Source organism: Saprospiraceae bacterium (assembly GCA_026129545.1).
Taxonomy (GTDB): domain Bacteria; phylum Bacteroidota; class Bacteroidia; order Chitinophagales; family Saprospiraceae; genus M3007.
In genome coordinates this window covers 358107-380369 of sequence record JAHCHX010000003.1, presented here as the reverse complement: position 1 = coordinate 380369, position 22263 = coordinate 358107, and the positions used below count along the sequence as shown (strand labels likewise).

Below are 22263 nucleotides of genomic sequence, written 5' to 3'. Positions count from 1 at the left end.
AATTTCAAAGGCTAAAAAACAGCGTTGCCGTGCCGAAATAAATAAGCAGCCCGGTGATGTCCACCACCGTTGTGATGGCTGGGCTGGCCGCCACCGCTGGGTCGCCGCCAAAGCGCCTGACCAGCAGGGGCAGCCCCGCACCAATAACGGTGGCGGTGACCACTTGTAGGGAAAGCGCGAGCGAAATCATAAAGGCGATGGTGGGGAGCGAATATGCCGAGGGGATTTCCGTTTCCCAGCTCAGGAACAACACTTTCGCGTAGGCCAGCAGCCCGAGGCAGACGGCCAGCATCAGGGCGACTCGCGCCTCTTTCCACAGGATTCTGAGCCAGTTGGCCACCGTGATTTGCCCTAAGGCCAGCGCCCGCACCACCACCGTGGCCGCTTGGCTGCCCGAGTTGCCGCCCGTGTCGGCCACCATGGGCATGTACAGGGCGAGGATGAGCAGCTTTTCCAAGGCGTTCTCGTACTGGTGGATGATGAGGCCCGATATGATGCCCACTGCGGCCAAGGACACTATCCAGACCACCCGCTTTTTGAAATGCCGAAACGTGGAAGTGCCCATGTAGTCGAACTCCTCATTGGCCTGCACGATGCCCATGAACTTTTGCATATCCTCCGAATGCTCCGCCCGGATGACATCAAGTGCCTCGTCGTGGGTCACGATACCCACCAACTGGTCGGCCCTGTTCAAAATAGGGATGGCGACAAGGTCGTACTTGTCAATTTTTTGCGCCACCGACTCCCGGTCTTCGTCCACGAAAGCAAACACATAATTGGTGTGCAGCACCTGCGCGACCAGGGTGTGGCGCTCCGCCATGATGAGGTCTTTCAAGGTGATGAAGCCAAGGAGTTTCTGTTCGGAGTCCACCACATAGATGTAGTAGATGGTTTTTTTGGAGGGTGCGTCGCTCCGCACTTTTTCAATGGCCTCCGCACAGGTCATATCGCTTTGCACGGTGGCGAAGTCGGTGCTCATGATGCCGCCCGCCGTTTCCGGTGGGTAGGCGCTCAGCGAAATGACGTTTTCCCGGATGCTTTTGGACAGATAGGGCAGCAGTGCGGCCTGCTCGTGCTGCGCCAAATGTTGGAAAAAGTCGGCCCGGTTGTCGGAGGGCATGTTTTCAAAAATATGGGCGAAGCGTTTTTGCGACACCGATTTGAACAGGTTCAACTGTTGCGCCATCGGGAACTCCGCGAAAATCAGCCCCTGTTGCTCCGGCGAGAAATAGTCCAACACTTTGAACAGGTGCACGTCGCTCAGCAGCTGCAGGATTTCGCCCACCTCCACGACGGGCATTTTTTTCAGCGTGGGCACCCAGTCAAGGAGCTGGTCCACATGCCGAAGGTCTTTGGTGAGCCGATATAGTTTTTGGACATCCATTATCATGGCCATGGTCGGTCGTTTTTTATCCATCATTTTGTTGTCCACTAATTTCCCAGCTGACTTGGGTCACACCGTACTCCACGGTCAGTTTGCCAGCCAGATTTTCCATTTCGGCATCGTGGTTGCCGTTGGCCTGGATTTCCGCTTCGATGTAGGTATAGGCGGGGTTGCCGTTGTCGCTGCTTTTGAGCGAGCGCAGCAGTAGGTGCGGGTCTTTTTTTAGCGCGTCGAGCATCAGTACCCGCAGGTGGTTTTCGACCTGTTCTTTGCAGCGGATTTTGAAAAAATAGAAATAGACGGCGTTTTCCTCTTTTTGGAAAGGCAGTCGGCTGATGCGCAAACCCAGCGGACGCAGCACCAAATGCGTAAGCATGACCGCGACGGCTACCATGGTGGCTTGCCCATAAAGCCCTACCCCCGCAAACGCGCCGACCGCTGCGGAGCACCATATCGTGGCGGCCGTGTTCAGTCCTTGCACGCTCAGCCCATCGCGCATGATGACACCAGCCCCCAGAAAACCGATGCCGGTGATGATTTGGCCGATGATGCGGGTGGCATCGCCCTTATAGACCCCGTCCTCCAACGAGGTGAGCTCGTACGAGATGAGCGTGAAGGCGGCAGCCCCCAGCGCCACCAGCGTGTTGGTGCGCAGCCCGGCGCTTTTTTGGCGCCATTGGCGCTCAAAACCTATGGCAGCGCCCAGCAAAAGCGCCAAGAGCAGCCGAACGGTGAATTCAAAAAATGGCATGGCTCGGTTGATGTTTTTAATAGCCAAACGATAGTCCCTTGAGTTGCATCACGCCCTCCACAACGACCGCATCGCCGTGCTCCAGACCGCCGAACACGACCATGCGGTCGCCGATTTGCCGGCCGGCCTGCACCTCTCGGCGCTCGAAGGCACCCGCTGCGGTTTTCACGAAAACGAAGTGCTTGCCCTGCACGGTCACCAACGCGCGCTTGGCGACGCTGATGAACCGCCCCTCGCGCACGCCGAGCGACAGGTTGGCAAACATCCCGGCCTTGAGGCGATTGTCGGCGTTGGGCACGGCTATGCGGAGCCTGACCATGCGCGTGGAAACGTCCACCACGTCGGCGATGTCCTCAATGATGCCTGTGAGGGTGTCGGACGGATAAGCCGTGAACACGAGCCGACAGCTGCCGCCCTTTTTGATCTGGGCCACGAGGTTTTCGGGGATGTCGGCCACCACCCAGGCCATGCCGGGCCGGGCGTTCAGCAGGGCATCGGGGTCGAAGCCGGCCATGCGGAGTTTGGAGCGGTGCTCCAGCGCGAGGCTGCGGCGGGCGAGGAGCTCGGCCTCGGCGACGGCTTTTTCGGCGGCGGCGTTGTTGCGCTCGGTCTCGGCGGCGAGTTTGTCCACCCGCGCGTCGGCGAGTTCTTTGCCGGTGCCGGAGCCGTGGGCCAGCAGGTCCTGAAAGCGCTCGATTTCCACCTGCCGCTGCCGCACTACGGCTTCCAGTTGTTCGATGGCTGCTTGCCGCTGCCGCACCACCGCCTCCTGCTGGGCAATGCCCGCGGCCGCGTTGAGCAGTTCGGTGTAGTTGGCGCTTAGGTCGGGGTTGCTGAACAGCACGAGGCGGTTGCCCACGCTCGTGGCCGCCACCTGTGCCGGGGCTGCCAGGTCGGCGCTGAGGTCGGCGCTCGCCACCGTCTCTGTTTTGAAAAAAGCTAGGCTTGCGGGGTCGGTAAGCGCGATGCTGCGCCCGTCGTTGCTGACCACCGGGGTCAGGCTTTTTTCGCCCGCTTTCTTTTCTTCCTTGCCGCAAGCGGCGGCGGCGAGCAAGAGTGCCAAGAGTGGTATGACCGTGTTTCTCATTGTTGTGCCAATTGTTGGATGAAGCCCGTCGCGTGCAGCAGACGGACGTGACTTTGTTTGAATGCCTGCACCGTGTCGTAGTACTGCTGCCGGGTTTCGAGCCAGCTGCGCTGCGCCTCCAAGTAGTCCACGATGGTGGTGCCGCCGCGCAGGTAGGCGTAGCGCACGTTGTCGAGGATGACCTGCGATTGTTCCAGAATGGGCTGGTAGGCCTGCACGTTTTGCCCCTGCTGCCGGTAGTCGGCAAAGGCGACGGCGATTTCCGTTTGGGACAGGCTCTGCACGGCGTCCAATTGGCGCCGAGCCTGCTCTTTCAGCACATTCGACTTCTGGATTTCGCCCTGGTTGCGGTTGAACAAGGGCAGGTCCATGGTGGCGTAGATGCCGAAGTACGGCAGCGTGTTTTGCGGGTTCCAGATGAAGCCCACCTCGGGCTGGGGCACGGCGAGGCTTTTTTGGAGCCGGAGGTTGCTTTCCGACAGGTCGAGGAGGGCACGCCCGGCCTGTACGTCGCTGCGGGCCTGGGCGCCCTGCGCGAGCAAGCTTTCCAAGTCGGTCGGCAGGGCAAAGGCGAAGGCATCGGCGGTGTCAACCCGGACGCTGTCGGTCGTGCCGAGCATCCAGCGCAGTTCCTGTTGGCGGTTCTGCAAGTCCTGCCGGGCCGTTTGGGCTTGCAGGGCGAACTGCTTGGCCAAGAGCTCGGTGCGGAAGAGGTCGGTCTGCGAGATGACCTCTTTTTCGTAGCGGTAGCGGTTGGCGTTCAGGAGGCTGTCCAAGTTGGTTTGGGCGCTTTCGATGACGTCCAGTTGTTTCCGGGCGGCCCAGGCCTCCAGCCATTTGGAGGCCACGTCGAGGTAGAGGTTGCGCTCGGTCTCGGCGTACAGTTTTTCGGTAAAAACCACGTTGCGCTGCGCCGTGGCGATTTGGTTGCGCCGCTGCCCCGCCACGGGGAACACCTTGGTCAGCTGCCACCACACTTGGCGGTTGTCGGCGTTGTACCACCGTGTTTCGGAGGGGAAGGCGGAGGACTGGAGCAGTTGCAGGGTCTGGTTGTTGAGCATGGGGTTGGGGTGGAGCCGCGCGGTTGCGACATCTGCTTCTGCCACACCGATGTTCAAGCGCTCGGCGGCGAGCACGGGGTTGTTGGCCCGCGCGGTTTGCAGGGCTTTTTGGAGCGAGTAGGTGGCCTGTGCGTGGGCTGTCCCGCTGCCGAGCGTTCCAAGCAGGACAGTCAGCCGTAACATGTAGATGAAATTCAGTTGCATCCCGCTGTTGTGTTTTGCGAGCGCAAAGTTCCGCCCGGGGGCGGGGAGGGGCCGTTAGAGGAGCAATAGAAATCTATTAGAATTTCATTAGAGGGGGTTACAAGTGCGGCAACTCGACCGAAAACGTCGCGCCTACGCCCGGCACCGAGGCCACCGAAATGCTGCCGCCGTGCAGGGCCACGATTTTGTGCGCGAGGTACAGGCCGATACCGCTTCCGTCGGCAGTGGTGTTGTTCGCGCCCCTGAAAAAAGGCCGGAAGATGTTGGGGATATCCTGCTCGGGTATGCCGATGCCCGTGTCGGCAAACTTCAGGCGAAGGCTTCGGTGGTCGAAATCCACAAAAACGGTGCTTTGGCAGTTGGCCGAGAACTTACAGCCGTTTTCGAACAGGTTGGCGAAGGCCACCTTGAGCAGGTACTCGTTGCCGGATACGGAGATTTCCCGGTCGCTGTCGAAGTCGCGGTCGAAGTGGATATCGATGCGGTAGGCGCCATGGGCTTGCTGCACCTGTTGGCGGGCATCGAGCAGGGCCTCGTCCACGCGCACGGTTTTGAACGCGATGTGGGCCGGGTCGTAGCCGGCCTTGGCGAGGTCGAGCAGGCTGTTGGAGAGGCGTGCGAGTTTTTTGGCGTCGTTCAGGGCGTTTTGGATGGCCCGTTGGTCGGTATCGGGATTGCGCTCCTTGTCGAGGGCGAGTTCCAGTTCGGCGATGATGGCGGCCAAGGGCGTCCGCATTTCGTGCGAAATGCCGGACACGAAGTGCTGCTGGGCATCGAAGGCGTTTTCCAACCGGTCGAGCATCCGGTTGAAGGTGTTGGCCAGTTCGCTCAGTTCGTCTTTGCTTTCGCTGGTGTTCAGGCGCAGGTCGAGGTTGTTGGCCGTGATGGACTGCGCTTTTTCCGACATGTAGCGCACCGGCTCAAAGGCTTTTTTGGACATGAAGTTGCCCATGAAAAAAATCACCAACACGGCACCCACGAGCAGGGCGAGGCTATTGGTCAGCAGGTTGTGGAGTTTTCGGTAACCTGACTGGTCGTAGGCGGCTGCTGTGACGATGTACGTTTGGCCCCGATGCGGATATCGCAGGCCGACGATTTGCCAGCCCTGCTGGTAAAATTGCAGGGGGCCTTGCCGTCGGATGGCCCGGATCATTTCCGGGGTTTCCTTCACCACGTCTATCTCCACGGCATCGTGGTAGAGCAGTTGGAAGGTGGTGTCGTAGATGGCCACCTCCACCTCGTTGAGGGTCTGGCGGTTGTTGCGGTAGATGTCCTGCAGGGTTTTGGTATCCACTTTAGCCTCAAAAAACAGGTTGGCCTTGGTGACGGCCTCCTTTTGCAGGACAGCGAAAAACTCCGTCTCGCGGTTCTTTTTGGCCGACAGGTAGATGAGCGTGGCAAACACCACGAAGATGCCGGTGATGAGGACGGTGAACAGGATGGTCAGGCGCGTGCGGACTTTCATGGCTCGGTCTTGAGGATGAAGCCCATGCCGGGCTTGGTGTGGATGAGCTTGTGGTCGAACTGGCGGTCTATCTTTTTGCGCAGGTAGTTGATGTACACGTCTATGAAGTTGGTGCCGGTGTCGAAGTGGGTGTCCCAGACGTGCTCGGCGATTTCGGCCCTCGACAGCACCCGTTCGGGATTTTGCAGTAGGAAGGCCAACAGGTTGAACTCTTTGGGTGTCAGGCTGATCTCCTGTCCGGCACGCTTCACGATTTTGGTGTGGAGGTTCATTTCGAGGTCGGCGTATTGCAGCACGAAGCCGGGTATTTTTTGCGCGTTCTCGTGGCGCTTGAGCACGGCGCGGATGCGCACGAGCAGTTCCCGCATTTCAAAGGGCTTCACGAGGTAGTCGTCGGCGCCGGCATCGAAGCCTTCCACCTTGTCATCGGTGGTGCCGAGGGCCGTGAGCATGATGATGGGCAGGTCGGGCTTGGCCTGTCGGATGGACTTGCACAGGTCGAGGCCGTCCATTTTGGGGAGCACGATGTCGGTGATGACGAGGTCGTAGTCGTTTTGCAGGGCCAGTTTTTTGCCCGAAAGGCCGTCGTAGGCGAGGGCTGCGTCGAATCCGTGCTCGGACAAGCCCCGTTGGATGAGTTCCGCTACGCGCGGGTCGTCTTCGATGATGAGTACTCGAATCGGGTTGGGCATTGACTGCTGGCAATTTTCAGCACAAAAATATGGATACATAGTAACTAACGTGCGTTCGGGGTTAATGAAGCCCATCAGTTTCTGGGGTATCGCGTGCTGTATTCACCGCAATTGTCCGATAAATTATTAGGTTATGGCTCCGCCAAACATTCCAAGTTTTGAAAACTTGGAATGTTTGGCGGAGTTGTCTCTCTACGAAATAGATGACCCAAGGATTGAGCTTCGAGCTTGAGTTATACCTTGTTCGCTATGATTTGTCAGATGAACATGATTGATGCCCCTGATTTTGAACAGATTGCGCTTTTAGTCATGCCCAAAACTTGACGGCGCGAAGTATAGTTACGAAACAGAAATCTTCTTGTCTCTGGTTCGAGGAAACGTCCAATCTGTGGGTTGTATGGCCAAGATTAGGGGATTGGGACATCAGAGTGGAGATGCGCTGGGTTTTTCCGCTTGGCAGGTGTTTTTTAGCCGTTATGCCACCCTTCTCCGCTTGAACACCTTTTCCACCTCCACTGCCACGAACACGACGGACGACGCGCCCAGCACGGCCAACAGCTCGTACAGGGCCAGTGGCTCGGTTTTGAAAATGGGATTGAGGAACGGGATATAGATGGTGGCTAATTGCAACGCACAGGTGAGCAGCACGGCGCCAAGCAGCGGGAGGTTGGAGAGCAAACCTTGCCGAAACAAGGAACGTGTTTCGGAGCGGATGGCGAGCACATGGGCCATTTGGCTAAAACTCAGTACCGTGAACACCATCGTCTGCCAATGAAGAGCGCCCAGACGGATTGTCACCGTTTGTGTGGCGACGCACACGAGACCGATGAGCAAGCCTACCCAGATGATGTGTCGGCCAAGTCCTCCGGCGAAAACACTTTCGTTGGCGGGTCTGGGGGGGCGTTTCATGATGTCTTTTTCGGAAGGCTCTGCGGCAAGGGCGATGCTCGGCAGTCCATCGGAGACCAAATTGACCCACAAAATATGAATCGGGAGGAGAGGGATGGGCAACCCGAAAAGCGGTGCCAACACAAGTGTCCAGATTTCACCCGAATTGCCGGTCATGATGTATTTGATGAATTTGCGGATGTTGTCGAAAATGCGCCGGCCTTGCTTGATGGCCTTTACGATGGTGGCGAAGTTGTCGTCGAGTAGAATCATGTCGGAGGCTTCTTTCGATACATCCGTGCCAGTGATGCCCATTGCCACGCCAATGTCGGCTCTTTTCAGGGAGGGGGCATCGTTCACCCCATCGCCCGTCATTGCCACAAAGTGTCCTTTGGCTTGCAGGGCTTTCACGATGTTTAGTTTTTGCTCCGGCGACACGCGAGCGTACACGCGGATGTGCTCCACTTTTTCTTCAAATTCTTTTTCCGACATGGCGGCGAGTTGGCTGCCAGTCACCACCAAATCATTTTCGGACTCGACGATACCCAATCGCTGGGCGATATTTTTGGCTGTGAGGAGGTAGTCGCCCGTAATCATCACGGGCCTGATGCCAGCCGTTTTGCACTCGTGCACCGCCTGCTTCACTTCCTCGCGTGGCGGGTCAATGAGGCCAATCGTGCCGATGAGTATCAGCCCGCGCTCTATCGTTTCGTGGGTGATTTCGTCGGGTAGTTGCTCGAATCGCCGCATGGCAAAGCCGAGTACCCGCAACCCTTTCCCGGCCATTTCGTCGCCTTGTTGGGCCCATTTTTTCGCTTCGCTGGGTTGGGTTGTTTTTTCGAGCAACACGTCGAGCGCGCCTTTGGTGAAAGCGACAAACCCCGCCCCGTCGCGGTGGATGGTAGTCATACACTTCCTATCCGAGTCGAAGGGCAGTTCGGCGATGCGGGGGTAATCTTTCTCCAAGTTTTTTTTTACAAACAGGTGGTCTTTCGCGGCGACGGAAAAGGCGATTTCGGTGGGGTCGCCGAGGGGCTGGCCGTTGTCGGATTCGGCCACATCGTTGCACAGGGCCATGGCGCGCAGGAGCCACTGCGTCTGTTCGTCTTCTTGGTGGCGGTGGAGCTGGCTCAGGGGGATGAGGGCATCGCCCGAAAAAATCTCCTGCACGGCCATGCGATTGAGGGTGAGCGTGCCGGTTTTGTCTGAACAGATGTAGGTGACCGAGCCGAGTGTTTCGACGGCGGGCAATCGCCGCACGAGCGCGTTTTGGCGCACCATGCGCCGAGCGCCCAAAGCCAGCGCGATGGTGATGACGGCTGGCAGGGCTTCGGGAATGGCCGCCACTGCCAGCGAGATGGCGGTGAGCAACATGAGCAGGGGCGGCTCGCCGCGCAGGTAGCCGAGGGTGAAATAGCTGGCGCAAATCAGCAGGATGATGTAGGAGAGTTTTTTCCCAAAAACCGTGAGGCGTTTTTGCAGCGGGGTTTCGGTGTCTTTTTCTTGCAACATCCGCGCAATTTTGCCCAACTCGGTGTTCATGCCGGTAGCCACCACCATGCCTTTGGCGCGTCCGTAGGTGACGAAGGTGCCTTTGTAGCCCATGTTTTTGCGGTCGCCGAGCGGTAGGTCGTCGCCGGAAAGCACGTCGCGGTGTTTTTCGACGGCTTCCGATTCGCCCGTGAGCGAGGCTTCTTCCACGCGCAGGTTGTGGACTTCAAAGAGGCGCACATCGGCTGGCACCACGTTGCCCGCTTCCAACACCACCACATCGCCGGGCACCAATTCGGCAGCAGGAATGTGTGAAGGCTGGTTGTCGCGCACCACGACGGCGGTATGCGCGGCTAAATTCCGAAGCGCGTCCATCGCCTTTTCGGCGCGGTATTCCTGCACGAAACCAATGATGGCATTTACAAAAATAATGACGAGGATGACGATGGCATCGGTGGCATCGCCAAATAGCCCTGCCACGACAGCGGCCACCATCAGCACGAGAATCATGAAATCAGCGAACTGGTGCAAAAGCAATTTCCACCACGGTCTTTTCTTCCCTTTTTCCAATTCGTTCGGGCCATATTGGGCGAGGTGTTCCTTGGCGTGGACGGAGGTCAGGCCCGATGGCGAGGAGCCGAGTAGTTCGTGGACTTTTTTGAGCGGGAGGGTATGCCAGTTCATATCTGGGCAGCGAAGGTAGGTTTTTGAATGCCGGATGCCAAGCGAATCTGTGCTTGTTGGGTTTTGTCGCCCACTCCGCCGCGTGTTGTTAGTGGGAATGGCTTTCTTTTCAATTCTTGGTTCGCACTAACCCTAACCTCACGTTGAAAAATGTAGGCAGGACTTTCCACCTTTGCGCAGCTATTCTCGGTTTGTAATAGGTGTCATCTATTGAGGAACGAAAGAGGTGACATCTCGGCCTGTTTTTGAGATGTCACCCCTCCATTCTTCCGGGATGACACCTCAGAATCCGACAAAGCGAGAATCGCTGACCTTTGCGCACTACATTGTCAGAACTATTATGAAAAACACCCTCGATTTCTTCCGCTCCCAACCACCCGCCGACGCGCCCGCTTTGCACATCCTCAACGAGGCGGAGGCTTGCGCGGCGGTGTTGGTGGCTTGCCTGCGCTCCAACGAACTGTATGGCATGACGGAGAACGCCACTTTTCACACCACTATCAAAAGCCGAAACATTTTCAAGGGACACGATGCGGCGGCGCTCATCGCACAAGCCGAACAACGCTACGAGCAGGTCGGCAGCCCGGCGGCCCTCATTGACGCGGCCATAGGCGCTATTCGGGAGCAAACTCGCTTGCCGCTGTTTTATCACTGTCTTGATGTCATTCTCGCCGACGGGGTGGTGACCCCGCAAGAGCATCAAATTTTCCAATACCTCAAAGGCAAATTCAAGGTAGAGGACGAACTCGCCTATAAGGCGCTGGAGGTTTTGGTGGCCAAAAACCAGTTGTAGCGGAGGGACGTTTGCGATGCTGGGCACCGAATTCCTCCTTGTTCAACCCCTGTTCTGCTTATGATGGGGGGTGGGGCTTGCCCAGGGGAAACGCATCAATATGGCACAAACCTCAGAGAGGTAAAATGTTGGTGACCTGTTTGCTGCGATAGACATTTGACCTCTCCGAGGTCGTGATAATTATCACAAAAACACACCATTTCTACCAACATTTGACCTCTCCGAGGTCGGTTGAATTTTGATGCGTTTGCCCTGGGGGGCTTGCCCCTTGCAGATTTGACCGCTTCGAGGTCTATGCGATATTGAGGCGTTTGCCCATGTGGGGGCAAGTCTCATTCATAGTGAAAAGCCTACTTTTGGCGACTAAAACTCCTTTGATACGAATACTCAAAACACACAGCCCATGACATCCGGCTACTTAGGTATTGTCTTCAACATGGTCCGAATGGTTTTCGGGAAAAAGGGTGCCTCGGCCCGTGCCACGCAGTCTCGTGCTGCTGGCCCAATACCGCAGCCACCACCCAACAAGGGTAGGGTCTCTTTTACCCAGCAAGGCCCCAACGGGCAGGTTGACTACGCTGGCGAGGAGGGCAGTTTCAGTCTGTATTGGGAGTACGGCGGTGGGGATGCCTTGGCCATCATTTATGTGCCCAAAGCAGAGGAATGGGAGGCCCAGACCAAGATTCCATTGTCCAAGCGACAGGAAATACTACACCACATCGGCAGCGAGGCCATTCGGCAGAACACCGGGGGCAAGGGCAGGTTTGAGTTGGATGGCGGGTGGCTGGTGGTAAAAGCGTGAGGGCTGGGAAGGGCATTTTCCTAGCCTGTCATCTGTCGTCTGTCACCCGCACCACATCCACCCCCAGCTCCCGCACCAACCGGTTCAGCGCGGGCAAGTCCTGCTCGCGGAGGGTTTTCCACTTGTCCAGTTCGGCGTTGATGAGGCCGAAGAGCATGTCGCGTACCTCCACGGCCTGTGTGGTGGGCGGGAAGTCGCCCCCGGCGGCGCTTTCCATGACGTTGCCGAGTTTGTCGTTGAGCCGCACGGGGAAGTTCAGCGGGTCTTGGCTCGATTTGTTCTTCGTCTGATACAGTGCCTCCTCGATGGCGGTCATGTCTTTTTCGAGGGTTTTGATCTGCTCGCGCAGGGGCTTCAGGCGCTCCTCGTCGGGCAGGCGGCCGGCGAGGCCCTTCAGCTGGGCGCGCAGGTCGCGGATGTGGCCGATGGCGGTGTGCATCTCCGAGAGTTTGTCGGAGCAGGATTTCACGAAGGCAAACTGCGCGGCGAAGTCCTCCGGTCGGGCCTTCGCGCGCGGGTCGGGCAGGAGCGCGAAGGGTTCTTCGGCGCTTTGGCCCTGTACGGTGAGCCGCACGCGGTAGTCGCCCGGCACGGCTCGCGGACCGCTCAGGCGGGTGGACCAGAGGATGAGGCCGTCGAATTTTTTGGCATCAGGGTAACGCAGGTCCCACACGAAGCGGTTGCCGCCGGCCTTTAGGTCGGCCAGTTTGTCCTCCTTGCTTTGGTTGGAAAATTTCCGCACGGTCGCGCCGCTCGCGTCGAGGATTTCCAGCGTCACGGTGTCTTGTTCGCCGGGTTTGTTTTTCAAATAAAAATGCACCAGCACGCCGCCGGGGTGGTTGGTGCCGGCGGTTTTCAAGTTGCGCACCTGCCGGCCCTCCATGCGGTAGGCCGGCATGGGCTGGTACAGGTGGAAATCCTTGCCGGCGATGGCGTCCGACACCTGGTGCAGCACCGTGAGGTCGTCGAGCATCCAGATGCTGCGGCCCTGCGTGGCGGCGATGAGGTGGTCGTTTTTGAGAGTCAGGTCGGTGATGGGTGTGATGGGCAGGTTGAGTTGGAAGGGCTGCCAGCGGGTGCCGTCGTCGAAACTGACGTACATGCCCTGCTCGGTGCCGCAGTACAGCAGGCCGCGGCGCTTGGGGTCGGCGCGCAGCACGCGGGTGAAGTGCTCCGGCGCGATGCCGTCGGTGATGCGGCGCCACGTTTTCCCGTAGTCGGCGGTGTGGAACAGGTAGGGGCGGTAGTCGCCGGACTTGTACGAGGTGGCGGCGAGGTACAGCCCGCCCTTGCGGAAGGGGTCGGGTTCGACACTGTTGACCATGCACCACTTGGGCAGGTCGGCGGGCGTGACGTTGGCCCAGGTGGCGCCGTCGTCGCGGCTGACGTGCACGAGGCCGTCGTCGCTGCCGGTCCAGAGCAGGCCGGGTTCGTAGGGCGACTCGCAGGCGGCGAAGATGGTGCAGTAGTATTCCACGCTGGTGTTGTCCTGCGTGATGGGGCCGCCGGACGATTTTTGGCGCTCGCGGTCGTTGGTGGTGAGGTCGGGGCTGATGGTTGTCCAGGACTGGCCCTCGTCGGTGGTGACGTGCAGGTGGTTGGAGGCGGCGTAGAGTTTGCGGGGGTTGTTGGGCGAGAAGAAGATGGGGAAGTTCCACTGGAATCGGTAGCGGGCATCTTCGGCCCCGTGGCCCATGTTGTCTTCGGGCCACACGTTGATGTTGCGCTCGGTTTTGTTGCGGTGGTCCACGCGGGTGAGGTAGCCGTGGTAGGAGCCGCCATAGACGATTTCACTGTCGGTGGGGTCCACGGCGATGTGGCCCGATTCGCCGCCGGCGGTGGGTTCCCAGTCGCGTTCGCCGATGCTGCTGCCCTCGGTGCGGTGGCGGATGCGGAGGGTACTGTTGTCCTGTTGGGCGACGTAGATGCGGTAGGGGAAGTCGTTGTCGGTGGTGACGCGGTAAAACTGCGCGGTGGGCTGGTTGTGGTAGGTGCTCCAGGTTTCGCCACCGTCGTAGGTGATCTGGGCGCCGCCGTCGTCGGCGATGATCATGCGGCGGGGGTCTTCGGGGGCGATCCAGAGGTCGTGGTGGTCGCCGTGCGGGGCTGATTTGCCGGTGAAGGTTTTGCCGCCGTCTTTGGAGGTGTGGTAGGCCACGTTCACGACATAGACCTTGTCGGCATCCTTGGTGTCGGCGTAGATGCGGGTGTAGTACCAGGCGCGTTGGCGGAGGTTGCGGTCGTCGTTGAGTTTGGCCCATTTTTTCCCGCCGTCGTCGGAGCGGAACACGCCGCCGTTTTCGGCCTCGACGATGGCCCACACGCGCTGCGGGTTGGCGGGCGACACGGTGACGCCGATGATGCCGAGGGTGTCTTTTTGCGGCAGGCCTTCGTTGCGGGAGATGTCCGTCCAGGTGTCGCCGCCGTCGGTGCTTTTCCAGAGGCCGGAGCCGGCGCCGCCGCTGCTGAGGCTGTACGGGGTGCGGCGGATGCGCCAAGTGCTGGCGTAGAGGATGCGGGGGTTGGTGGGGTCGAGGCAGAGGTCAATGGCGCCCGCGTCGTCGTTGGCGAAGAGGATGCGCTGCCAGGTGCGTCCGCCGTCGTCGGAGCGATAGACCCCGCGTTCGGGCGAGGGTTTGAACAGGTCGCCGAGCACGGCGGCGTACACGCGGTCGGGGTTGGTGGGGTGTACGCGGATGCGGGGGATGTGGCGGCTGTTGGGCAGGCCCATGAAGGCCCAGGTTTGGCCCGCGTCGGTGCTTTTCCACACGCCGGAGCCGGAACTGACGTTGCCGCGCACGGTTTTTTCGCCGCCGCCGGCGTACAGCACGTTATGGTCGGAGGGGGCCACCTCGATGGCACCAATGGAGCCGCCGAAAAAGCCGTCGGAGATGCACTCCCAGGTGCGGCCCCCGTCGGTGGTGCGCCACACGCCGCCGCCGGTGCCGCCGAAGTAGAACAGGTTGGGCTTGCCGGGCACGCCGGTGGCCGCCGCCGAGCGCCCGCCCCGGAACGGGCCGATGCAGCGCCATTCGAGGGCGTTGTAGAGGGTTTCGGGTATGGCCGCTTTCGGCGTAGGCGCGGGCGCGGGTTTGTTTTTTTGGGAAAAGACGGTGGAGGAGAGTAAGAGCGTAAGAGCGAGCAGGAGGTAGCGCATGAGTGGGAATGATTTGTTGGCAAAAAGGGGGAGGCAATGTTACGAAAGGTTTCGGTTTTGGCATGGGCTCCCTACTTTTGCAAAAAACAACCCATGCCTGCTATCACATCGCTCAGCCAACTGGACCCCGAAGGCACATACACCTACGCGGATTACCTCACTTGGAAAATTCAGGAGCGCGTGGAATTGCTGCGCGGTAAAATCCGCCAGATGGCCGCGCCCAATCGGGCGCACCAGGGCATCAGCAGCAACCTGCAACATTTTTTTTCAAATGCGCTCTGGAAAAGCCCTTGCCAAGTGTATTCCGCCCCCTTCGACGTACGCCTCACCCGCTTCAACAAACTGAAAAACAAGGAGGTGGCCACGGTCGTCCAACCCGATCTCTGTGTGATTTGCGACCCGGATAAATTGGACGCACGCGGCTGCATCGGCGCGCCCGACCTCGTGATCGAAATCCTCTTGCCCGGCAACAGCCAAACGGAAATGAAAGACAAATTCGACCTATACGAGGAAGCCGGGGTGCGCGAGTACTGGCTCGTACACCCCGGCGAACGCAGCGTGCAAATTTTTCAACTCAACGAAAACGGCCGCTACATCGGCCTGCGCCCCTACATCTCGGGCGATACCGTGACCACCCCTGTCGTGCCCGGCATGGAGGTGCCCCTCGCCGATGTGTTCGACATTTAAACCCTTGCCCGGCCTGCGCTGTACGCTCCTGCGGGAAGGCCACCGCCGGCCCACTTATCGAACCAACTTCCCCGCGGCATCAAAAAGCACGTCCTTGCTGCCGATTTCCACTTCGTAGAGCGTCTGGCCCGAAGCCCTTGTGACACGGGCGGCCTCCTTGATTTTTTTGCCGGGGTACAGTTTCAGCGCGGCATCGCGGACGGCGGCGGGCAGGTCCGACACGGCGATTTCCATTTCGGTTTCGAGCCAGGTGCCATCGGGCGAAAAGTTGGCCGATGTCTCCCGACCGTCTGCCGCCCGGAACTCGGCCTCCCATTCGCCGTTTTTTTCCCGCGACCAGTCCACCTTGGTCACGCCCGGGAATTGTTGACTAAAACTGTTCGTCACGGACTGCGGCGGGTTCTTTTGGCCGAATGCGGCGAAGCACGACGTGAGCGCGAGCAGGCTCAAAAACAGACTCTTTTTCATAGCAAACTATTTTTTTGTGAATGATGCGACAACGTTTGGAGGCGATTTTGGAGCAATCCCGTGCGCTCAAAACTTGCGGCTGTACCCCACCCGAACGACCTGTGTTTCGAGGTAGTCCGTGCTTTCCAGCCTGAAATTGGTGCCCTCGATGGTCTTGCGTATTTGCATGGTGTTGAGCAGGTCGGTGGCATTCAGCACCAACTCGCCCTTGCCCTGCTGGATGCTTTTTTTCAGGCCCAAATCCAGCGCATAACGGCTGCCGATGCGCCCTTGCGGCAACAGGTCGGGCGCCAGATAGACGCTCGAAATCTGCGTTTCCCAGTTTCCGGGGAGTTTGACGGCGGCGTTCAGTTTGAAATTGCCCGATACGAGTTGTTGCTGTTTGGCCGAATAGGTGGTTGGCACAGGGTATTGGTTGACAACCGAGAAAGCCCCGAACGTGTTGCGGTAAACGTTCGCATTGGCACTCAGCGACAGGCGCTTGGACACGGTTTGCTGCCACACAAACTCGCCTCCCGTGTTCCAACTGCGCCCGGCATTTTGGAAAACATTGTACAGCAGCACGCTGCCCGGCACCTGCGTGGCGATGCGCGTGATGGTACCCTCGATCATCCGGTGATAAGCCGCCGCGTAGAAACTGCCCCGTGCCCAAGTGGTTTTGTAGCCCAGTTCGACGGACGTGGTAAACTGCGGGCGCAAGGTCGGGTTGCCCACTTTGATGAGTTCCGGCTCGTCGTATTTGGGGAAAATGCGGATGTCCACCTCGTTGGGGCGGTCCACGCGTCGGTTGAAAAAGAGCGAGATTTTGTGGCGCTCGTCGAATTTGTACGCGGCCCGCAGGTTGGGGAAGGGCTGAAAGTAGCGGTAGCCGTCGCTTTTGTAGGTGTTGTGGTCGGGGTTCACCTGGTAGTCCACCTGCACATACTCGACGCGCAGCCCGCCTTCGAGTTCGATTTTTTCGCTTTCAAAAACATAGTTTCCATAGAGGGCGGGTATTTTTTCATAGTAATTGGCCCAGCCGCCTGCGCCGGTGTCGAGCGGGGAGTTTTCCCCGGGGAAAAACTGCATATTGACCGGAATGGAGCGGTAGCGCCCCTTGAAGCCGGCTTCGAGGCGCCCCTGCCGGAGCGGTTTGGTGTAGTCCACGTTGAAATCCCAGACGTGTTCGTCGGAGAGCAATTTGAAGGCATCCTGCCCGGTGAATGCCGGCAGGGTGTTGGTGAAAAAGTACTGTTCGTCTTCCCGGTGAAAGGAATAGTTGCCGGTGAGCAGGAGCGTGTGCCCCGGCTGCCGGAACTTGTGGGTAAAAACCGCCGTGCCAAAGGCGGTGTACTTCACCTCGTCTTCGAGGAACTGCCACAGGCGGTAGCGGTTCTCGAGGTTGCCCTCGAAGTAGGGGTTGTCGCCGTTGTCGAGGATTTTTTCGCGGTTGAACAGCCCCGACACGCTCAGGGTGTTGCGGGCGTTGAAGGTGTGGTCAATGCCTGTTTTGGCCGTGGCATAGTCGGTGCGGCGGTTGCGCTTCACCTGCTGGAAGATGACCGTCCCGTCGTCGTAGGTGCGGGTGGAGAACTCGTTTTTGTTCAGGGTGGGAGCATACAGCCAGTCGCCCTGCAAAAAGACGTTGGTGGCCTGCTTGCGGTAATTGACGGAAAAAGAGGGGTTCAGTTTGGGTGTCCCTTGGTACTGCGGTCGGATGGTGGGCAGGTTTTCGCGCTTGACCCAGAGGGCGCCGGCGCCGGCCATCATGCCGATTTTGCCGTTGAACCCCTGCTGTTCCTGTTTTTTGAAAACGAGGTTGATGATGCCCGCACTGGCATTGGCATCGTACTTGGCCGTGGGGTTGTTGATGATTTCGATGCGCTCCAGCGCCGAGGCGGGCAGGTTGTCGAGGCCGGTTTGGGAGCCGTAGCCGGTGAGGGCGGTCTGTTTTCCGTCAATCAAAACGGCCACTTTGTCGCTGCCGCGCAACTGCACCTTGCCGTCTTGCCCGACGGTCACGCCCGGCAGATTGGACATGGCCTGCAGTACCGAGCCGCCCGACTGACTGATGTTGTCGGCCACGGTGAAGGTTTTTTTGTCCATCTTGCCCGACACCTCGTCGGCCTTGGCGGTGACGACGACTTCGCCGAGCGCTTTGGAATCTTCCAGCATGGCCAACGCGCCCAAGTCAAGGTAGGCGCTCAGTTCGCCCACCAATACCCGTTTGCGCAAGGGCTGATAGCCCAGCAGGCCAGCCTCGAGCAGGTAGGTGCCTTTTTTCAGCCCCGAAAAGGTGAAGGCGCCGGCTTCGTCGGTGAGGGTTCCGGCCACAAAGGCGCTGTCTTTTTCGGTTTTCAGCACCAGGGTGAGGTAGGGCAAGGCGGCTTTGGTCTGTGCGTCCTGCACGTTGCCGTGCACCGTCACGCCGCTGCCCGGCGCTTGGGCGTACAAGGTGGGCGCAAGGGCCGAGCACAGCAGGACTGGGAATAAAATCAGGAAAATTTTCATGACGATATGTGTTTTAGGGCGCAAAGGTGTGGGGGGATTTTGGAGGAATTTGGGGGACTGAGGAATACTTGGCAGGGAAAGCCCGGCAAAGCGTCCCGTGCGCCCCCGGCCGAATCGCAAACCGACTTTTGATGGCTTTGTAGGTGGCGATTGCCTAATTTTGCCGTTCCCTGCCTTGCGCGAACCAGTTGGGCTAATTCCTTGCAACGAATGCTAAATTAACCGGACAAGAAGTAACAATGGCCATAAAAAAATCCGAACTCTACGCCTCTCTCTGGGCAAGTTGTGACGAACTGAGAGGCAGTATGGACGCCAGCCAATACAAGGATTATGTATTGGTGATGTTGTTTATGAAATACGTTTCCGATAAGAAAGACCCGCTGGTTGAATTAAAACCCGGAACCACTTTTTACGATATGCTCCAACACAGGGGCAAATCGGACATTGGAGACCAAATCAATAAAATCATTGGCGAGTTTGCCAAGAACAACAACCTTTCGGGTATCATTACCGAAGCCGATTTTAACGATGATGCCAAACTGGGAACAGGAAAAGAAAAGGTTGACCGCCTGACCAACCTGCTCAACATCTTTAATAAACCTGAACTCAATTTCTCTGCTAACCGTGCAGACGGAGACGATTTGCTGGGCGATGCCTACGAATACCTGATGCGGCACTTCGCTACCGAAAGCGGAAAGAGCAAAGGACAATTCTATACGCCTTCGGAAGTTTCCCGTGTGATGGCGGAAGTGATTGGCATTAAAAATTCCAAAAGCCAAAGCGAAACCATTTACGACCCTACCTGCGGTTCGGGTTCGTTGCTGCTGAAAGCGGCTGACCTTGCCCCGCACGGCATCACCATTTACGGACAGGAAAACGACAATGCCACCCGTGCATTAGCCGTAATGAATATGTGGCTGCACAACTTTGCCGATGCCGAAATTGTGCAGGGCAACACCATGGCTTCGCCCCTGTTTACCGATGAAACCACAGGCGAACTCAAAACCTTCGACTATGCCGTAGCCAATCCGCCTTTTAGTTACAAGGCGTGGATGAACGGACTTGACCCCAAGAACGACATTTACAAACGCTTTGAGGGTTACGATGCCATTCCGCCAAAGAAGAATGGCGACTTTGCTTTTCTGTTGCACCTGATTAAATCGTTGAAATCAAAAGGCAAGGCGTGTATCGTTTTGCCTTTGGGTGTACTGTTTCGGGGCAATGCAGAAGCCGAAATCCGCAAGCAGATAATTAAAAAGGGCTACATCAAAGCCATTATTGGTTTGCCGCCCAACTTGTTCTACGGAACAGGCATTGCCGCCTCGCTGATTGTGCTGGACAAGGAAGATGCCGATAAGCGGACACACATTTTTATGATTGATGCCAGCAAGGGCTTCAAGAAAGATGGAAACAAAAACCGACTTCGTGAGCAGGACATTCACAAAATAGTGGACACGTTCAATTCGCAAAACGAAAGCGATAAAAAATATGCCCGACTGGTTCCGATTACAGAAATAGCCGACCCAAAGAACGATTACAACCTGAACATTCCCCGCTACATTGACAGCCAGGAAGCGGAAGACATTCAAGACATAGAAGCCCATTTGCTGGGTGGCATACCCAAGCGGGATATTGATGCTTTGGAAAATTACTGGAAAGTGTATCCAACACTGAAATCGGTTTTATTCAAGCCCATTGAAAACCGTCCCGATTATTACGAACTGATTATAGCCAGCGATGAAATCAAAAGCACCATTTTCAACCATCCTGAGTTTACGGCTTTTGGCAAGCAAATGGAGCAGGTATTTGAACAATGGAAAACCGAAACCATTGCCTATACCAAGGCATTGGACAAAGGACTACGACCCAAACACGAAATACACACCATTTCTGAAAACCTGCTGAAACATTACGACAACAAACAACTGACCGACAAATACGCCATGTATCAGCACCTGATGGACTATTGGAGCCCTGACGGTAACGATGAAGCCATGCAGGACGACTTTTACGAAATAGCCGCTGATGGTTGGGCAGCAGGAAACGAAGTGAAACGCAAAGAGAAGAAAACCAAAAAAGGCGATAAGGAAATGGTGAAACAGGTGGCGGGTATTGAAGGATTAGAAGGCAGATTGATACCCCCTGCCTTGATAATACAGGAATATTTTGCCGCAGCACAAAAAGCCATTGAAGAACTCGAAGCCAAAGCGGAAACGCTGAACGCCAGCATGGAAGAAATGCGTGACGAACACGGGGGCGAAGACGGTTTGCTTGCCAATGCCTTAGACGACAAAGGCAAAATAAGCAAAGCCAACCTTGCCAAAGCCATTAAAGAATTGGGCAAACGCAACGAAGACAATGCCGAAGAATTGGATATGCTGGCTGCCTACAAAAAATTGATGGACGAAGAAGCCGACACCCAAACCCAAATAAAAGCCGCCAAAGCCGAATTGGAAAAGAAAGTGATTGCCCAATACCCCAAACTGACCATTGACGAAATAAAAACCATTGTGGTGGAAAAGAAATGGATGGCAAATATGGAGCAACGCATACGCACCGAAATGGACAACATCAGCCACCGCCTGACCCAACGCATAAAAGAACTGGCAGACCGCTACGAAACACCCCTGCCCAAGCTGCAAAACGAAGTAGATGAACTGACTAAAAAGGTGGAAAAGCATTTGAAAAAGATGGGCTACAACTGGCAACTGTCTGAATTAGGATTTGTTGAATTAAAGGATGATAAGATTACAAAATCTGAACATGCAAATCCAGACACCAATCAAAAGAAAAATAATCCTATCATCCTAACATCCTAACATCCTAACATCCTAACATCCTAAAATCTTAAAATCTTAAAAATCATAATTCAGACAATGGTAGAAGGATTTAAACATACAGAAATTGGCACTATTCCTATTGATTGGGAAGTGAAAACTCTTGGTGAGGTTGGTGAAGTCCGTATGTGCAGAAGGGTTTTTAACCATGAAACAAAAGAGCAAGGTGAAATTCCATTTTTCAAAATTGGGACTTTCGGAAAAGAACCAGATGCCTACATAAGCAAAAAATTATACGATAATTACCGACAGCGTTTTTCATTTCCGAAAAAGGGTGATATTCTTATTTCGGCAGCAGGAACTATCGGTAGGACTTTGATTTACGATGGAAGCCCTTCATATTATCAGGACTCAAACATCGTTTGGATTGAAAATAATGAAACACTCATCCCCAATGAGTTTCTTTTTCATATTCTGCAAGTTGTAAAATACAGCACAGAAGGTGGAACAATACAAAGGTTATACAACAGTATCCTAAGGAATACAAAGTTTACTTGTCCCCCCACCAAAGCCGAGCAAACCGCCATTGCCACCGCTTTAAATGATGCCGATGCACTCATTCAAAAATTAGAACAACTCATTGCCAAAAAGCGAAACATCAAAACAGGGGCAATGCAGGAGTTGCTGACTGGTAAGAAAAGACTGAATGGATTTACAGATGATTGGATTAGTGAACCACTTCTAAATTTATGTTGGTTTCAAGAAGGTCCCGGTTTAAGAAATTGGCAATTCACGAAGTTTGGTATCAAAGTAATTAATGTAACAAATCTTGAAAACGGTTTCTTAAACCTTGACAGAACGGATAGATATATCTCTCTTGAAGAATTTAATAGAATGTATAAACATTTTGAAATTGATGAAGACGATATAGTAGTTGCAAGTTCTGGAAATAGTTATGGTAAAGTAGCAGTTGTGAGAAAAAGAGATTTGCCACTATTAATGAACACCAGTGTAATAAGATTTAAGCCATTAAAAAACCTTGATTACAATTTTTTGCATGAGTTTTTGAAATCGAAATATTTCAAAGAGCAAATTGACTTATTAATAACTGGTGGTGCTCAACCGAATTTTGGTCCTGCTCATTTGAAGAAAATAATTGTTAAACTGCCAAAGACAAAAACAGAGCAAAATGCTATTGCCCAAATCCTTTCCGACATGGACAATGAAATTCAGGAATTGGAAATGCAATTGGAGAAATACAAAATGATGAAGCAAGGCATGATGCAGGTGCTGCTGACGGGGAAAATACGTCTGAATTATGATTCGTAGGATTTCAGGATGATAGGATTTTCTTTACCAATAATCCTACCATCATCTAATCC

The 22263-nt window shown here is 56.0% G+C and carries 15 protein-coding genes; 5 read left to right on the top strand and 10 right to left on the bottom strand.

What is annotated here, in order from left to right; genetic code table 11:
* Positions 1-4: 4 nt before the first annotated feature.
* The 7 genes from mgtE to KIS77_19460 form a co-directional block, all read right to left on the bottom strand.
* A complete protein-coding gene (gene mgtE, locus KIS77_19490) occupies positions 5-1420 on the bottom strand; it encodes a magnesium transporter (GenBank protein ID MCW5924512.1) in 1416 nt (471 codons plus the stop codon).
* Positions 1410-2135 carry an MgtC/SapB family protein gene (locus KIS77_19485; GenBank protein MCW5924511.1) on the bottom strand — a complete coding sequence of 242 codons (726 nt, stop codon included), beginning with the start codon at positions 2133-2135 and terminating at the stop codon, positions 1410-1412. Before KIS77_19485 ends, mgtE begins: the two co-directional genes overlap by 11 nt.
* A gap of 16 nt (positions 2136-2151) precedes the next feature.
* Positions 2152-3222, bottom strand: coding sequence for an efflux RND transporter periplasmic adaptor subunit (locus KIS77_19480; protein MCW5924510.1), 1071 nt, complete (start codon positions 3220-3222; stop codon positions 2152-2154).
* Positions 3219-4487 carry a TolC family protein gene (locus KIS77_19475; GenBank protein MCW5924509.1) on the bottom strand — a complete coding sequence of 423 codons (1269 nt, stop codon included), beginning with the start codon at positions 4485-4487 and terminating at the stop codon, positions 3219-3221. Before KIS77_19475 ends, KIS77_19480 begins: the two co-directional genes overlap by 4 nt.
* 97 nt (positions 4488-4584) lie before the next feature.
* Positions 4585-5952 (bottom strand): HAMP domain-containing histidine kinase, encoded by a 1368-nt coding sequence (locus KIS77_19470; GenBank protein ID MCW5924508.1) that lies wholly within the window; start codon positions 5950-5952, stop codon positions 4585-4587.
* Positions 5949-6644 carry a response regulator transcription factor gene (locus KIS77_19465; protein ID MCW5924507.1) on the bottom strand — a complete coding sequence of 232 codons (696 nt, stop codon included), beginning with the start codon at positions 6642-6644 and terminating at the stop codon, positions 5949-5951. The genes KIS77_19470 and KIS77_19465 overlap by 4 nt, the downstream gene beginning before the upstream one ends.
* A 474-nt stretch (positions 6645-7118) precedes the next feature.
* Positions 7119-9707, bottom strand: a complete 2589-nt coding sequence (locus KIS77_19460; GenBank protein MCW5924506.1) for a cation-translocating P-type ATPase — start codon at positions 9705-9707, stop codon at positions 7119-7121.
* A 340-nt stretch (positions 9708-10047) separates the two neighbouring features.
* Here KIS77_19460 and KIS77_19455 point away from each other — a divergent pair, with 340 nt between their 5' ends.
* Together KIS77_19455 and KIS77_19450 are read left to right on the top strand one after the other, a co-directional pair.
* Positions 10048-10500 (top strand): TerB family tellurite resistance protein, encoded by a 453-nt coding sequence (locus tag KIS77_19455; protein MCW5924505.1) that lies wholly within the window; start codon positions 10048-10050, stop codon positions 10498-10500.
* 403 nt (positions 10501-10903) lie between these two features.
* Positions 10904-11302 carry a hypothetical protein gene (locus tag KIS77_19450; protein MCW5924504.1) on the top strand — a complete coding sequence of 133 codons (399 nt, stop codon included), beginning with the start codon at positions 10904-10906 and terminating at the stop codon, positions 11300-11302.
* 28 nt (positions 11303-11330) lie between these two features.
* Here the strand turns inward: KIS77_19450 and KIS77_19445 are convergent, their stop codons facing one another.
* Positions 11331-14459 carry a glycosyl hydrolase gene (locus KIS77_19445; GenBank protein ID MCW5924503.1) on the bottom strand — a complete coding sequence of 1043 codons (3129 nt, stop codon included), beginning with the start codon at positions 14457-14459 and terminating at the stop codon, positions 11331-11333.
* Positions 14460-14552: 93 nt separating this feature from the next.
* Between KIS77_19445 and KIS77_19440 the strand changes: the two genes are divergently transcribed.
* Positions 14553-15146: a Uma2 family endonuclease gene (locus tag KIS77_19440; GenBank protein ID MCW5924502.1), complete on the top strand. Its 594-nt coding sequence runs from the start codon at positions 14553-14555 to the stop codon at positions 15144-15146.
* A 54-nt stretch (positions 15147-15200) separates the two neighbouring features.
* On the opposite strand, the gene KIS77_19435 is transcribed toward KIS77_19440, so the two are convergent.
* A complete protein-coding gene (locus KIS77_19435) occupies positions 15201-15614 on the bottom strand; it encodes a PepSY-like domain-containing protein (GenBank protein ID MCW5924501.1) in 414 nt (137 codons plus the stop codon).
* A gap of 66 nt (positions 15615-15680) precedes the next feature.
* Positions 15681-18104, bottom strand: coding sequence for a TonB-dependent receptor (locus tag KIS77_19430; protein MCW5924500.1), 2424 nt, complete (start codon positions 18102-18104; stop codon positions 15681-15683).
* Between the two features lie 239 nt (positions 18105-18343).
* Between KIS77_19430 and KIS77_19425 the strand changes: the two genes are divergently transcribed.
* Together KIS77_19425 and KIS77_19420 are read left to right on the top strand one after the other, a co-directional pair.
* Positions 18344-20923: a type I restriction-modification system subunit M gene (locus KIS77_19425; protein MCW5924499.1), complete on the top strand. Its 2580-nt coding sequence runs from the start codon at positions 18344-18346 to the stop codon at positions 20921-20923.
* Positions 20924-20980: 57 nt separating this feature from the next.
* On the top strand, positions 20981-22210 hold the full coding sequence (locus KIS77_19420) for a restriction endonuclease subunit S (protein MCW5924498.1): 1230 nt from the start codon (positions 20981-20983) through the stop codon (positions 22208-22210).
* Positions 22211-22263: the final 53 nt, after the last annotated feature.

What these genes read in the sequence shown, in the direction of transcription:
- mgtE (MCW5924512.1), bottom strand. Translation starts at nt 1,420, where the DNA reads ATGATGGATAAAAAACGACCGACCATGGCCATGATAATGGATGTCCAA.
- KIS77_19485 (MCW5924511.1), bottom strand. Translation starts at nt 2,135, where the DNA reads ATGCCATTTTTTGAATTCACCGTTCGGCTGCTCTTGGCGCTTTTGCTG.
- KIS77_19480 (MCW5924510.1), bottom strand. Translation starts at nt 3,222, where the DNA reads ATGAGAAACACGGTCATACCACTCTTGGCACTCTTGCTCGCCGCCGCC.
- KIS77_19475 (MCW5924509.1), bottom strand. Translation starts at nt 4,487, where the DNA reads ATGCAACTGAATTTCATCTACATGTTACGGCTGACTGTCCTGCTTGGA.
- KIS77_19470 (MCW5924508.1), bottom strand. Translation starts at nt 5,952, where the DNA reads ATGAAAGTCCGCACGCGCCTGACCATCCTGTTCACCGTCCTCATCACC.
- KIS77_19465 (MCW5924507.1), bottom strand. Translation starts at nt 6,644, where the DNA reads ATGCCCAACCCGATTCGAGTACTCATCATCGAAGACGACCCGCGCGTA.
- KIS77_19460 (MCW5924506.1), bottom strand. Translation starts at nt 9,707, where the DNA reads ATGAACTGGCATACCCTCCCGCTCAAAAAAGTCCACGAACTACTCGGC.
- KIS77_19455 (MCW5924505.1), top strand. Translation starts at nt 10,048, where the DNA reads ATGAAAAACACCCTCGATTTCTTCCGCTCCCAACCACCCGCCGACGCG.
- KIS77_19450 (MCW5924504.1), top strand. Translation starts at nt 10,904, where the DNA reads ATGACATCCGGCTACTTAGGTATTGTCTTCAACATGGTCCGAATGGTT.
- KIS77_19445 (MCW5924503.1), bottom strand. Translation starts at nt 14,459, where the DNA reads ATGCGCTACCTCCTGCTCGCTCTTACGCTCTTACTCTCCTCCACCGTC.
- KIS77_19440 (MCW5924502.1), top strand. Translation starts at nt 14,553, where the DNA reads ATGCCTGCTATCACATCGCTCAGCCAACTGGACCCCGAAGGCACATAC.
- KIS77_19435 (MCW5924501.1), bottom strand. Translation starts at nt 15,614, where the DNA reads ATGAAAAAGAGTCTGTTTTTGAGCCTGCTCGCGCTCACGTCGTGCTTC.
- KIS77_19430 (MCW5924500.1), bottom strand. Translation starts at nt 18,104, where the DNA reads ATGAAAATTTTCCTGATTTTATTCCCAGTCCTGCTGTGCTCGGCCCTT.
- KIS77_19425 (MCW5924499.1), top strand. Translation starts at nt 18,344, where the DNA reads ATGGCCATAAAAAAATCCGAACTCTACGCCTCTCTCTGGGCAAGTTGT.
- KIS77_19420 (MCW5924498.1), top strand. Translation starts at nt 20,981, where the DNA reads ATGGTAGAAGGATTTAAACATACAGAAATTGGCACTATTCCTATTGAT.